12 protein-coding genes are annotated in these 13,040 nt (G+C 65.1%); 6 read left to right on the forward strand and 6 right to left on the reverse strand.

What is annotated here, in order from left to right; all coding sequences use genetic code 11:
• Nucleotide 1 precedes the first annotated feature (1 nt).
• Together ACWGQ2_RS09080 and ACWGQ2_RS09085 are read right to left on the reverse strand one after the other, a co-directional pair.
• The gene (locus tag ACWGQ2_RS09080; protein WP_452016449.1) at nt 2-1,402 is read right to left on the reverse strand and encodes a purine-cytosine permease family protein; all 1,401 of its coding nucleotides are present in this window, start codon (nt 1,400-1,402) and stop codon (nt 2-4) included.
• A gap of 145 nt (nt 1,403-1,547) precedes the next feature.
• Entirely contained in the window at nt 1,548-2,435 is an 888-nt protein-coding gene (locus ACWGQ2_RS09085; protein WP_452016451.1) for an Fpg/Nei family DNA glycosylase, read from the reverse strand.
• A gap of 70 nt (nt 2,436-2,505) precedes the next feature.
• On the opposite strand from ACWGQ2_RS09085, the gene map reads away from it, so the two are divergent.
• The gene (map, locus tag ACWGQ2_RS09090) at nt 2,506-3,282 is read left to right on the forward strand and encodes a type I methionyl aminopeptidase (RefSeq protein ID WP_452016453.1); all 777 of its coding nucleotides are present in this window, start codon (nt 2,506-2,508) and stop codon (nt 3,280-3,282) included.
• A gap of 125 nt (nt 3,283-3,407) precedes the next feature.
• Here the strand turns inward: map and ACWGQ2_RS09095 are convergent, their stop codons facing one another.
• Nucleotides 3,408-4,931 (reverse strand): helix-turn-helix domain-containing protein, encoded by a 1,524-nt coding sequence (locus ACWGQ2_RS09095; RefSeq protein WP_452016455.1) that lies wholly within the window; start codon nt 4,929-4,931, stop codon nt 3,408-3,410.
• A 120-nt stretch (nt 4,932-5,051) separates the two neighbouring features.
• Between ACWGQ2_RS09095 and aceA the strand changes: the two genes are divergently transcribed.
• From aceA to ACWGQ2_RS09110, 3 genes are all read left to right on the forward strand, one after another.
• Nucleotides 5,052-6,359, forward strand: a complete 1,308-nt coding sequence (gene aceA, locus ACWGQ2_RS09100; RefSeq protein ID WP_452016457.1) for an isocitrate lyase — start codon at nt 5,052-5,054, stop codon at nt 6,357-6,359.
• 148 nt (nt 6,360-6,507) lie between these two features.
• Nucleotides 6,508-8,139: a malate synthase A gene (gene aceB / locus ACWGQ2_RS09105; RefSeq protein ID WP_452016459.1), complete on the forward strand. Its 1,632-nt coding sequence runs from the start codon at nt 6,508-6,510 to the stop codon at nt 8,137-8,139.
• Nucleotides 8,140-8,309: 170 nt separating this feature from the next.
• Nucleotides 8,310-9,755: an amino acid permease gene (locus tag ACWGQ2_RS09110; RefSeq protein WP_452016461.1), complete on the forward strand. Its 1,446-nt coding sequence runs from the start codon at nt 8,310-8,312 to the stop codon at nt 9,753-9,755.
• Here ACWGQ2_RS09110 and ACWGQ2_RS09115 read toward each other — a convergent pair.
• Nucleotides 9,752-10,123, reverse strand: coding sequence for a VOC family protein (locus tag ACWGQ2_RS09115; protein ID WP_452016463.1), 372 nt, complete (start codon nt 10,121-10,123; stop codon nt 9,752-9,754). The genes ACWGQ2_RS09110 and ACWGQ2_RS09115 overlap by 4 nt on opposite strands.
• Nucleotides 10,124-10,217: 94 nt before the next feature.
• Between ACWGQ2_RS09115 and ACWGQ2_RS09120 the strand changes: the two genes are divergently transcribed.
• Nucleotides 10,218-10,925 (forward strand): DsbA family oxidoreductase, encoded by a 708-nt coding sequence (locus ACWGQ2_RS09120; protein ID WP_452016465.1) that lies wholly within the window; start codon nt 10,218-10,220, stop codon nt 10,923-10,925.
• Here ACWGQ2_RS09120 and ACWGQ2_RS09125 read toward each other — a convergent pair whose 3' ends face one another.
• Complete coding sequence (locus ACWGQ2_RS09125) at nt 10,926-11,612, reverse strand: LytR C-terminal domain-containing protein (protein ID WP_452016467.1); 687 nt, start codon at nt 11,610-11,612, stop codon at nt 10,926-10,928. It lies immediately after the preceding gene.
• Nucleotides 11,605-11,904 (reverse strand): type II toxin-antitoxin system VapB family antitoxin, encoded by a 300-nt coding sequence (locus ACWGQ2_RS09130; RefSeq protein WP_066299736.1) that lies wholly within the window; start codon nt 11,902-11,904, stop codon nt 11,605-11,607. The genes ACWGQ2_RS09125 and ACWGQ2_RS09130 overlap by 8 nt, the downstream gene beginning before the upstream one ends.
• A gap of 118 nt (nt 11,905-12,022) precedes the next feature.
• Here ACWGQ2_RS09130 and ACWGQ2_RS09135 point away from each other — a divergent pair, with 118 nt between their 5' ends.
• Complete coding sequence (locus tag ACWGQ2_RS09135) at nt 12,023-12,916, forward strand: hypothetical protein (RefSeq protein ID WP_452016469.1); 894 nt, start codon at nt 12,023-12,025, stop codon at nt 12,914-12,916.
• The last annotated feature ends 124 nt before the right edge of the window (nt 12,917-13,040 follow it).

A 13,040-nucleotide genomic window follows, 5' to 3' on the forward strand; every position in this document is an offset into this window, starting at 1 on the left:
CTCACTCCGCTGCTGCCGGGGCGCGGGACGGCTGTCCGTCCCCTCCGGCGGGCTGCAGCCCCGGACCGTGCGCGGTCCGCGCACGTTTCCCAGCCGAGACGGCGAGGTAAAGCACGAAGGTCAGGACGAAGGCCGGGATGGTGGCACCCACCGGGCTGGGCCAGACGTAGGTCAGCACGTAGGAAGCAGCCGCGCCCACTGTCCACACCACAATCGCCGCCCAGTTGACGCCGGCGGTGTACCAGTATGCCCCGCCGCTTGGCCGAAGGATATCCCTGCTGTAGCGGCCGCGTTTGATGATGTAGTAGTCCACGATCATGATCGCGAAGACCGGAACAAAGAAGGCCCCGATCATCACCAGGAAGCCGGTGAACTGGTCCAGGAGGGCCATCCAGGTGGAACCGGCAATGGCTACGGCGCCGACCGCAAGGGAGGTCGGCAGGAAACGGGCTTTCCACCGCACCTGTGCGTGCACCACGGAAGTGACCATGCCGTAAACCACCATGGTGTTGGTGGCCATGACGGACATGAAGATCACAATCGCCAGCGGAGTGCCGAAGGCGCTGACAATCACGGTGGGATCGAAGGACGCAGCTGCGTCCCCGGAGAGAATAACGTAGCCGATCGCCGTCGCGCCCAGGACCATGGCCAGCGTCGTGGAGACTGTGTAGCCGATGCCGGATCCGATGATCCCGGCACGGCTGGACCTGGCCAGCCGGTTGAAGTCTGCTGAGAGCACCGTCCAGGAAATCGCGGTGGCGATCACGATGTCCAGGACCATAAAATTCGTGTAGCCCAGCGACTCGTCCACCTCGATCCCACCGAACTCGGCGGGGGTGAAGGTGGTGAAGGCGCTGACAAAGACGTAGACCATGATGCCCAGAATGACGACGGCCAGCCATGGCTCCACTTTGGCAATGCCGCCGTGGCCCAGGATGGCCAGAAACACCACCAGGGTTTGGCAGAGCACCGCGAAGAGCACAGGGCTGGAGAATCCGGTGAACTGCTCAACCGCATAGTTGACGGTGACGCCGGCCAGCATTGCCTGAACCCAACTCCAGCCCATCAGGATCACCACGTTCGCCACTACCGGCACCAGGCTTCCCCGGACACCAAAAGCCCCTCGCGTGATGGCCATTGTAGGAAGGCCGGTACGCGTCCCAATGTTGCCTATCAGGGTCAGGACAACGGCTCCGATGAGAGTGCCGAGGATGATCATCCATACCGCGGCGCCGAAGCTGACGCCAGGAACAATGAGGGTGCCCGTGAGCAGCGTTGTCACCACAAAGTTGGCTGCCAGCCAGATCATGCCGATGCGCGGCGCGGACAGGGTGCCGCGAACGGGGCCGGAGGCTTCATTGCTCTGCTGCAGATGCCGGTCAAGACGGCGGTAGAGGTTCATCGGTGTCCTAGGGATGCGGGGCCTGGAGGGTCCAGTGATTTCTTATAAGCAACACGTGTTGTCTATAAGTTACATTAGGCCTGGGTGTTGGGCGTCACATTCGCCTCTATGTGTTCCCGGCTCATCACGGTGCCGCACGGCCGGATCACTTCAGCAGCCGGGACATCCTCCGGTCAGCGAGCAGCTTGCCGCCGGTCTGGCAGGTGGGGCAGTACTGCAGGGACGAATCCGCGAAGGACACTTCACGCACGGTGTCGCCGCACACCGGACAGGGTTCTCCGGTGCGGGCGTGGACCCGCAGCGCCCGGCGCTTTGAATCCTTCAGCTCCGCCGCAGGCCGGCCCGAGGCGTTGTCGATCGCGGATTCGAGCACGGCCCGCATGGATTCGTAGAGCCGTTCGACTTCCTCCGGCTTGAGCTTGGACGCGTTTGCAAACGGGGACAGATGCGCTGCATGCAGGATCTCGTCGCTGTACGCATTTCCGATGCCGGCAATCACGGACTGGTCCCGCAGCAGGCCCTTGATCTGCCCCCGGTGCCCAGCGACCAGCGCAGCGAACGTCTCGGCATCGACGTCGAACGCTTCCGGACCCAGCCGGGCAATGCCCGGCACTTCCCCCGGGTCCCGGACCAGATAGACAGCCAGGGACTTCTTGGTACCCGCTTCGGTGAGGTCGAAGCCGGGCTCATCGCCGCCGGGCTCTGCGGGAACGAACCGGACCCGCAGCGCCATGCGACCCTTTCCCGGACGCAGTTTTCCGGGCTTCAGCGAGTCCGACCAGCGTAGCCACCCGGCCTTGGCCAGATGCATCACCAGATAGACTCCACCGGCCGTAATGATCAGGTACTTGCCGCGGCGCTGCACGGAGGTCACGGGGCCTGCCTGCAGCGCATCGAGGGGCACGTCGGCCGTTTTCAGGACGGCGAAGGAGAGAACCTCAACGTCGCAAATCTGCGCGGGCGGTCCGTCGTCGGGCAGCAGCTTGGTCCGCAGGAAATCGGCGAGTCCCTGCACTTCGGGCATCTCGGGCATGCCTACACCCTAGACGGTCTGCCAGAATGCAGAACAGACGCCAATTTCTCCTGCCCCCGAAAGGCACCACATGATCGAGATCCTGAACGCAGCTGAGGTGGCGAAGGCCCGGGTTACCGGCCGGCTCGTTGCAGACATCCTGCAGGCCATGAAATCCCGGGCAACCGTCGGTACTAACCTGTTGGAAATCGACCAGTGGACCGGCCAGATGATCAAGGAAGCGGGAGCTGAGTCCTGCTACATCGACTACGCACCGTCCTTTGGACGCGGCCCCTTCGGCCACTACATCTGCACCGGCGTGAACGACGCCGTGCTGCACGGCCTGCCGCACGACTACGAACTGCAGGACGGGGACCTGCTCAGCCTGGACCTGGCTGTGTCCAAGGCCGGAATCGCTGCTGACTCGGCGATCAGCTTCATTGTCGGGGACAGCAAACCGGCTGAAAGCATCAAGCTGATCGATGCGACCGAGCGGGCGCTGGCAGCCGGGATTGCCGCTGCCGGTCCGGGGGCACGCATCGGGGATCTGTCCTACGCGATCGGCACGGTCCTCAGCGATGCCGGGTATCCGGTAAACACTGAGTTCGGCGGCCACGGGATCGGCTCCACGATGCACCAGGACCCGCATATCCCCAATACGGGCCGCCCCGGCCGCGGTTATGTACTTACGCCCGGGCTGATGCTTGCCCTGGAACCGTGGGTCATGGCGGACACCGACCAGCTCACCTTCGACGCCGATGGCTGGACGCTTCGCAGCGAGACCGGAGCGCTGAGCGCGCACAGCGAACACACCATCATCATCACGGACAGCGGAGCGGAGATCCTCACCCTGCCCACGCCGTCGTAATCCCTGGGCCCTTCCCCCGGAGCCCACGCCGCACCGCTAACCGCCGAGAGGCCAGTTACGGCTCTTTTCAAGCCCGAAACGAGCCGTAACTGGCCTCTCGATGGGTGTGGCGGGAGGGGTGAACGTCAGTCCCCGGCGTGCGCCTGCAGGAAGCTGTAGACCTCGGTCTCGTCCACACCCGGGAACGCACCCGGCGGCAGGGCCGCAAGCAGATGTGAGTGGGCCCGGGCACTGGGCCAGGCCATGCCGGACCATTCCGAGGCCAGCTCCGACGGAGGCGTGCGGCAGCAGTCCGGATCCGGGCAGCGGGACTTGGACCGCTCGGTGGTGTCCCGGCCGCGGAACCACTTCACGTGGGCGTAAGGAACGCCGATGCTCAGCGAGAACAGGCCGCCGGAACTGCGTTCGGTTCGCGCGGTGCACCAGTAGGTTCCGGCAGGAGTGTCCGTGTACTGGTTGTAGGCGCTGAACTTATCCGGCACCGAGAACACTTCCCGGGAGGTCCAGTACCGGCAGATCGGCTGGCCTTCGATCGCGCCGGTGTGGTCGGCCGGGAACGTCACGCCGTCGTTCTCATAGGCCTTGTAGACAATCCCGCTTTCATGCACCTTCTGGAAGTGCGTGCGGATGCCCAGGTGCTCCGTGGCCAGGTTGGTGAAGCGGTGCGCCGCGGTTTCGTAGGAGACCGCGAAGGCGTCACGGATGTCCTCGACGGCGATTTCCTTGGCAGTCTTGGCCCGCTGCAGGAACTCCACGGTGGCCTTCTCCGGCAGCAGCAGCGCCGCCGCGAAGTAGTTGGTGGCCACCCGCTGGCTGAGGAACTCCCCGTAGCTGCGCGGAGTCTGGTGGTCCAGCACGTAGTGCCCCAGCGCCTGCAGCAGCACCGAACGCGGATCATGCTCCGAACGCTGGGACTGGGTGAGGTAAATCCGCTTGTTCTTCAGGTCCGTCACCGAACGGGTGGAGTGCGGCAGGTCCGAAACGTGGTGCAGGCTGAACCCCAGGTGCGCGGCAATGTCCGCAATGACGTGCTGGGACAGCGGGCCGTTGGTGTGCCCCACGGAATCCAGCACCTTCTGAGCAGCCTGTTCGTACTCCGGGAAATAGTTGTTCCGCTCGCGCATCATGGCCCGCAGCTCGCCGTTGGCCCGGCGTGCTTCCTCCGGGGTGGCCACCTGCTCGTTCAGCCGGCGCTCCAGTTCACCCTGCAAACCCACCAGGGATTCGAGCACATCCAGGGGCAAACGCGAAGAAATGCGAACCTTCGGCAGACCCAGGGACTGGTACAGCGGGCCGCGCTGGGCGCGTTCCAGCTCGATTTCCAGCGCCGCCCGGCGGCTGGGCGGCTCGGATCCAAGCAGCTGGTCGATGCTGACGTCCAGGGCCTTCGCCAGGGACTGCAGCAGCCCCAGTTTCGGCTCGCGCTTGCCGTTTTCGATCAGGGAAAGCTGCGAGGCAACCGTCCCGACGGCGGCGCCCAGGTCATCGAGTGTCATGCCTTTGGCTTTGCGCAGGTGGCGCACCCTGCGGCCCAGGGAGATGACGTCGAGAGCGGAGTCTGCAGCGCCGTCGTCGTTCGATTTGCCGGTTGAAACGGGCCGGTTCCATGTTGCACTGGTCACAAATTCACAATAAGCGAAGAACTGCATTTCTTTCCAGAGAAAACCTCTAGAAAGGAGGTTGTTTTTGCCCGAGTGTTGATTCCACAGCAAGGAAACGCCGGATTCACGCAACGCCGGCTCGCACCGCAACCGAGGAGATGTTGGGCAATGACGCAGGAACAGAGCGCGGGACAGACAGCACGCACCGCAGAGCAGCTCACCCAGGAATGGGCCACCGATCCCCGCTGGGAAGGTATTGAGCGCGACTACACTGCCGAAGACGTCGTCAAGCTCCGCGGCCGTGTCCAGGAAGAGCACACGCTGGCCCGCCGCGGCGCCGAGAAGCTGTGGGACCAGGTCCGCAACGCCGGCGACGAGGGTTACACCAACGCACTCGGCGCCCTCACCGGCAACCAGGCCGTGCAGCAGGTCAAGGCAGGCCTCAAGGCCATCTACCTCTCCGGCTGGCAGGTCGCAGCAGACGCCAACAACTCCGGCCACACGTACCCGGACCAGTCGCTCTACCCGGCCAACTCGGTTCCCACCGTTGTCCGCCGCATCAACAACGCCCTGCTCCGTGCAGACCAGATCGAGTTCGCCGAAGGCATCCAGTCCGTGGATGACTACCTGGTGCCGATCGTGGCCGACGCCGAGGCCGGCTTCGGCGGTCCGCTGAACGCCTACGAGCTGATGAAGTCCATGATCCAGGCCGGCGCCTCGGGCGTTCACTGGGAGGACCAGCTCGCCTCGGAGAAGAAGTGCGGCCACCTCGGCGGCAAGGTTCTGATCCCCACCAGCCAGCACATCCGCACCCTGAACGCCGCCCGCCTGGCAGCCGACGTCGCCGGCACGCCCACCGTGGTGATCGCACGGACCGACGCCGAGGCCGCCACGCTTATCACGTCCGACGTCGATGAGCGGGACCAGGAATTCATCACCGGCGAGCGCACCCCGGAAGGCTTCTACAAGGTCCGCAACGGCATTGAGCCCTGCATCGCCCGGGCCAAGGCCTACGCACCGTACTCCGACCTCATCTGGATGGAGACCGGCACCCCGGACCTGGAAATGGCCCGCAAGTTCTCCGAAGCCGTCCGTTCGGAGTTCCCGGACCAGATGCTGGCCTACAACTGCTCGCCGTCCTTCAACTGGAAGAAGCACCTGGACGATGACACCATCGCCAAGTTCCAGCGCGAACTCGGCGCCATGGGCTTCAAGTTCCAGTTCATCACCCTCGCCGGGTTCCACGCCCTGAACTACTCCATGTTCGACCTCGCCCACGGCTACGCCCGGTCCGGCATGAGCGCCTACGTGGAACTGCAGGAGCGCGAGTTCGGCGCCGAAGACCGCGGCTACACCGCCACCCGTCACCAGCGCGAAGTCGGCACCGGCTACTTCGACGCTATTGCCACCGCCCTGAACCCCGAGGGCAGCACCCTGGCACTGGCCGGCTCCACCGAAACCGCCCAGTTCCACTAACCAGCACCACCCCCGTCTGTCTCTCCCTTCCCGCCGAGAGGCCAGTTACGGCTCGTTTCAGCCCTGAAAACAGCCGCAACTGCCCTCTCGGCGGGGAGGGAGGGCGGGCGGGAACCCAAACTTTTTGAAACACGCCAAGGAGCACGCCATGAACGATCCCATCACCCTGAACGGTATTTCCCTTACCGCTTCGCCGGTCCGCCGGCAGGAGGAAATCCTCACCCCGCAGGCCCTGGACTTCGTCAAGGCGCTGCACCAGGCGACCCACACCCGCCGCCAGGAACTGCTGCAGCAGCGTCAGGCCCGCCGGCAGAAGATCTCCAACGGGGCAGACCCGTCATTCCTGGCCGAGACCCGGCACATCCGTGAGGACAGCTCCTGGCGCGTGGCTCCCACGGCACCCGGCCTGGAAGACCGCCGCGTGGAAATCACCGGCCCGGTGGACCGCAAGATGACCATCAACGCGCTGAACTCCGGTGCCAAGGTGTGGCTGGCGGACATGGAGGACTCCTCCACGCCGTCGTGGTCCAACGTGATCAACGGGCAGCTGAACCTGCGCGATGCCCTGGACAACCGGCTGGGCTTCACCTCCCCCGAGGGCAAGGAATACAAGGTCACCGGCTCCCGCCTGACGGACCTGCCCACGATCGTGGTGCGGCCCCGCGGCTGGCACCTGCCGGAAAAGCACATGCTGGTGAACAACACCCCGATCGCCGGCGGAATCGTGGACTTTGGCCTCTACTTCTTCCACAACGCCCACCGACTGATCGCCGAAGGCCGCGGCCCGTACTTCTACCTGCCGAAGATCGAGAACCACCTCGAAGCCCGCCTGTGGAATGACATCTTCATCCTGGCCCAGGACCTGCTCGGCATCCCGCAGGGCACCATCCGCGCCACCGTGCTGATCGAAACCATCACCGCGGCTTTCGAGATGGAAGAGATCCTCTACGAACTGCGGGACCACGCTGCCGGGCTGAACGCCGGCCGCTGGGACTACATCTTCTCGGTGATCAAGAACTTCCGCACCCGCGGCCCGCGCTTCATCCTCCCGGACCGTTCCATGGTGACCATGACCGCTCCGTTCATGCGCTCCTACACCGAGCAGCTGGTGCGGGCCTGCCACCGCCGCGGCGCCCACGCAATCGGCGGCATGGCAGCCTTCATCCCCAACCGCCGGGACAAGGCAGCAAACGACGTCGCCATGGAGCGGGTGCGCGCTGACAAGACCCGCGAAGCGAACGACGGCTTTGACGGCTCCTGGGTGGCCCACCCGGATCTGGTGCCGGTGGCCATGGAGGTGTTCGACGGCGTACTGGGCGAGCGTCCGAACCAGCTGGACCGCTCCCGCGAGGACGTCATCCCGAATGACAAGGAACTGCTGAACATCGCAGCGACCCCGGGTGTGATCACCGAGGCCGGCATCCGCTCCAACATCGAGGTGGGCATCCGCTACATCGAGTCCTGGCTGCGGGGCAACGGCGCTGCTGCCATCAACAACCTGATGGAAGACGCCGCCACCGCAGAGATCTCCCGGTCCCAGGTCTGGCAGTGGATCCACTCCTCGGCCGTGACCGACGAGGGCGAGATCGTGACCCCGCACTGGGTCCAGGAACTGATGGAAGAAGAGTTCACCAAGCTGGAGCGCTTCGACGGCGACCGCTTCAACGACGCCCTGGAGCTGTTCGAGGAAGTCGCCTGCGGCGAACAGTTCCCCACCTTCCTGACCGTTCCGGCCTACGCACGGTTCCTGCACGAATCCCGGGAACCCGCAGCAGCCTAATACCGCCGCATTGAGCGGGGGCTGGACGCGAAAACGTCCGGCCCCCGCTTTTGCGTTCCCGCGTGCAGCAGCTGTGGGCGCCGCCACTCCCCGACGCCGGTGCCGCCCGGGAGGCGTAGCATGGATGGGCTGCTGTCTGCGGCTTTCCCCCATTTCAAGGTGATTTCTGCATGTCTTCCTTCGGCCAGGCCCTGGCCCGCGGACTGAATGTCCGGCACATCCGCTTTATGGCCCTCGGCTCCGCAATCGGCACGGGACTGTTCTATGGCTCCGCCGCAGCCATCCAGGCTGCCGGCCCGGCTGTCCTGCTCGCCTACATCATCGGCGGCGCAGCGGTCTTCCTGGTGATGCGGGCGCTGGGTGAGATGGCCGTCCGCCATCCGGTCTCCGGATCCTTCGGCCAGTACGCCAGCCGCTACCTCGGCCCGTTCGCCGGATTCATCACCGGCTGGACGTTCGCCTTTGAAATGGCGATCGTGGCAATCGCGGACGTCACGGCCTTCGGCATCTACATGGGCTTCTGGTTCCCGGACGTGCCGCGCTGGATCTGGATCCTCGCCGTCGTGCTGCTGATCGCAGCGCTGAACCTGATGCGGGTCAAGGTCTTCGGGGAGACCGAGTTCTGGCTCTCCATCATCAAGGTGGCAGCCATCATTGCGATGATCGCCGGCGGCGCAGCCATCATCGTGTTCGGCTTTGGCCTCGAAGACGCAGCGAATCCCGGCCTGGACACCCTGCTGGGCTCCGGCGGCTTCTTCGCCAACGGGTTCTGGGGCCTGCTGGCCTCCTTCGCCGTGGTGATGTTTGCCTTCGGCGGCATTGAAACCATCGGCATCACGGCCGGCGAAGCCGAGAACCCGAAGAAGGCCATCCCTGCCGCGGTGAACACCGTGCCGGTGCGCATCCTGCTCTTCTACGTCGGCGCCCTGGCCGTGCTCATGATGATCTTCCCGTGGGAGCAGATCGACGGCGAGACCAGCCCGTTCGTGCAGATCTTCGACTCCCTGGGCATTCCCGCTGCAGCGCACATCCTGAACGCCGTCGTGATTACGGCCGCGCTCTCGGCGATCAACTCAGACACATTCGGCGCCGGCCGCATGATGTTCGCCCTCGCGCAGCAGGGCCAGGCGCCGGCAGGATTCGCCCGGATTTCCCGCCGCGGCGTGCCGTGGATGACCGTGGCCGTTATGGCCGGCGTGCTCCTCGTCGGAGTGGTGCTCAACGCAGTGCTGCCTGAGTCCCTGTTCCTGCTCATCGCCTCGATCGCCACGTTCGCCACTGTGTGGGTGTGGCTGATGATCCTGCTCTCCCACATCGCCATGAAACGCGAGATCAAGCGCAAGGGCCTGGCGGCGTCGGAGTTCGGCGTGCCGTTCTGGCCGCTGGCCTCCTACGCAGCGCTGGCCTTTATGGTCTTCATTGTGGTGCTGCTGGGCATCATGCCGGATACCCGCGTCGCACTGATCGTGGGCGTGGTCTGGATCGGGTTCCTCTTCGTGGCCTACCGAATCTGGGTCCGCGGTGCGGGCCGGGAGCGCGCGGTGCTGGCGGATGAAACCGGCGCCCCTGAAAGCACTCCCGGAAGCACGACGGCGGACGCCGGCGTGCGCAGCTAGCCTTCGCCCCAGCACAGGCAGAACGGATGCCCGGCCGGATCCGCGTAGACCTGGAATCCGTCTGGCGCCGAGGTGTCAGCGGCGGGCTGCAGCAGCTCGGCGCCCAGCGACAGGACTTCGGCATGCGCGGACGCCAGATCTTCGACGTGGAGGTCCAGGTGCATCTGCTGCGGCTCGCCGTCGGGCCACTGCGGCCGGACGTGGTCAGGAGCCAGCTGGATGGCGAGCACCTTTTCCCCGTCGACCTGAATGCTGTGCCAGTCATCGTCCTGTTCAACGGCAGTTCCCCCGAGCAGTGACGCCCAGAACGTGCTTTCAACATTGAGGTCGGGTGCATCGATGACGAGTGTCTGTCGAGTGATTTTCATGCCGTGGATCATGTCACAGGAACCGGCGGGGCGGAACGGTCCACCGGCGCCCGGCGGGGAATAGAAATCCCGGCGGGGGAAGTTGTAAGAGAATGTGTTGGTAGAAATCTGGTCCGATATCGGATGCCCCTGGTGTTTCATTGGCAAGCGGCGCTTTGAAGCTGCCCTGTCCCGTTTTGAGCATGCCCCGGAGGTGGAGGTCCGCTGGCGCAGCTACCAGCTGGATCCGAGCCTGCCCGAACGGTTCGAAGGCTCCGAGGTTGAGTACCTCAGCAAGGTCAAGGGAATGGATCCCGCCCAGGTCTCCGGGATGCTTGAACACGTCACGTCCCAGGCCGCGGGCGTGGGTCTGAACTACCGCTTCGATGACCTGGTTGTAGCCAACACCTTCACCGCGCACCGCCTGATCCATCTGGCCCGTGACCTGGGCGGCGCCGAAACAGCAGCCGCCGTGAAGGAAGCACTACTCGCAGCCCACTTCGAGCAGGGCCAGGACATTTCGAGCCACGACGTACTGGCCAAGATCGGTGCCGACGCCGGTCTGGATCCGGAGACGGTTCGGGAAGCCCTCGCAGGCGCCAAGTACACCGACTCAGTTAATGCAGATATTGCCGAAGCCCGCGCCCTGGGCCTGAGCGGCGTGCCGTTCTTCGTGCTGGACCGCAAGTATGGAATCTCCGGCGCGCAGCCGGAAGAAGTGTTCACCCAGGCGCTGAACCAGGCCTGGGCCGAAGGGCAGCGTCCGCTCCAGCCGGTGGTGCCGGAAGGCGGAGCCTGCGCCGTGGACGGCAGCGGCTGCTAGCTAGCTTCCGGCCTCCGGTTCCGGCGCGTTGCTCTTCCACGGGCAGCTGATCGGCCCGGGTGCAGCGGCCTCGGCTTTCTCCACGGGAACCAGGGTGCTGTAGCCGGAGCCGATCACCACATCCACGGAGGCATCATCCCGGTCATCCTGGATGTACTGGGTGTCCGGGATCTGCTGCTGCAGCGTAAACGCGCCCGACTCGCCGTCGGGCCCGGAAAGGATGATCGCCGTCATCCCTTCCCGGTTCACGGTGCTGTTGCCCACGACTCCGATGGAGAACCCGCGGGACTTGAGCGCTTCGGCCACTTCACCGGCCAGTCCGGGAGTCGCCGTCGTGTTGTAGACGTTGACGGTCACGGTTTCCGGGGACTGGTACAGATATGGCCCGGCCGGGCAGCCTGTTTCAACTGCCGGACGCGCTTCCGGACGGGGAAGATTGATCCAGCCTGCACTGATGCCCTGCGCAACAACGGCTGCCAGCACCAGCAGCCCCGCCAGCACTCCCAGCACCACGCCGTGCAGGGTCCTTTTGCGTTTGGCCCGCAGCTCGGCGGCTGCCTCGTCGCCCTCGCCGTCAAAGACGGCACCCAGGTCCTGTTCCGTCACGATCCGGTGGCCGTGCCACTCGGTGGGGTCGCCCTTTTGCTCGGCTCCCCTGCGCTGCCCTCGAGGGGGCTCGTTAGTCATCGATCACCAGCACGCGCGCGTGCAGGATGGTCCGCTGGTGCAAAGCTGTCCTGACTGCCCGGTGCAGTCCGTCTTCCAGGTACATGGTGCCCCTCCATTGCACTACGTGCGGAAAAAGGTCTCCAAAGAAGGTCGAGTCCTCGGCCAGCAAAGCACCGAGATCCAGGGTGGCCTTGGTGGTCACCAGCTCGTCCAGCCGGACCTGCCGGGGAGGTACCGCTGCCCAGTCCTTGGGGGTTACGTATCCATGGTCGGGGTAGGGGCGCACATCGCCAACAGCTTTGAAGATCACTAATCCAGAGTAGAGAAGTTCGGCACCCAAGGAAACAGGACGCCCCGGCAGCACCCGCAGGATTACGCGGATCCGGGCCCATGTGCGGTGTCCGGGCAGGTCACGGGATACTAAAGGCATGACTTCTGCACGTTTTGGCCTCCTGCTCGACGTCGACGGCCCGGTGGCGTCCCCGCTGACCCGCACCGTCTCCCCCGCCGTCATCGGGCACCTTGTTGCCCTGGCCGGTGCGGGCTGGCCCGTGGTCTTTAACACCGGGCGGTCCGATGAATTCATCCGCACGCAGGTCATGGAGCCGATGATCGCCGCCGGGCTGCCGGCGGACGTGACGCTGCATGCCATCTGTGAAAAGGGCGGCGTCTGGTTCTCCTTCAACGGCTCCGGCCCGGGCAGCATCAGTGTGGATGAGGAGCTGGCCCTGCCGGCACAGTACGCGTCCGCGGTTCGGGACCTGGTGGCGGAGAAGTACACCGGGCACATGTTCTTCGACGAGACCAAGCGTTCAATGGTCTCCGTGGAGCAGAACGTGGACGTGGCCAACGCGGACTACCTGACCGAACAGAAAGAGTTCGACGCCGATGCGCTGGCGCTGATGTCCACGTTCGACATGGGCGTGTGCCGGCTGGACCACCATGCGCCGGACTCCGACGACTCGATTGACTACCGCATCGACCCAACCATCATCTCCACGGATATCGAAGCGCTCGGCGTGGGCAAGGACCTCGGGGCCCGGCGCGCACTGGCCCTGCTTGAGGACGCCGGAACTCCCGTGCCCCGGACCTGGCGGACGGTTGGTGATTCCCGGACCGACTACGCCATGGCAGACGAGCTGCATGCCCTGGGCTTCGACGTCGCGCACGTGGACGTGCGTCCGGCCGACGGCGTGCCGCAGAAGCCGTACCCGATCCTTACCGCCGGGGATTTGATCCATGACGACGCCGGTGAAGCGTTCCTGCGCCGCTGGACTGAGATGGCGGCCGGGAAGGCCGGGGACGACTCGGCCGTGGTGTAGGCCGGGGCTTTCCCTCCGGTTCCGTCCAGCAGCCCCCTCAAACGGCCTTTTATTACGCCACACCACACCAGCACCACGCTAAAACCGCAGGTCAGAGCCGAATGACGCTATGTTGCGTAACATT

This window comes from Arthrobacter sp. NPDC055585 (assembly GCF_053619115.1).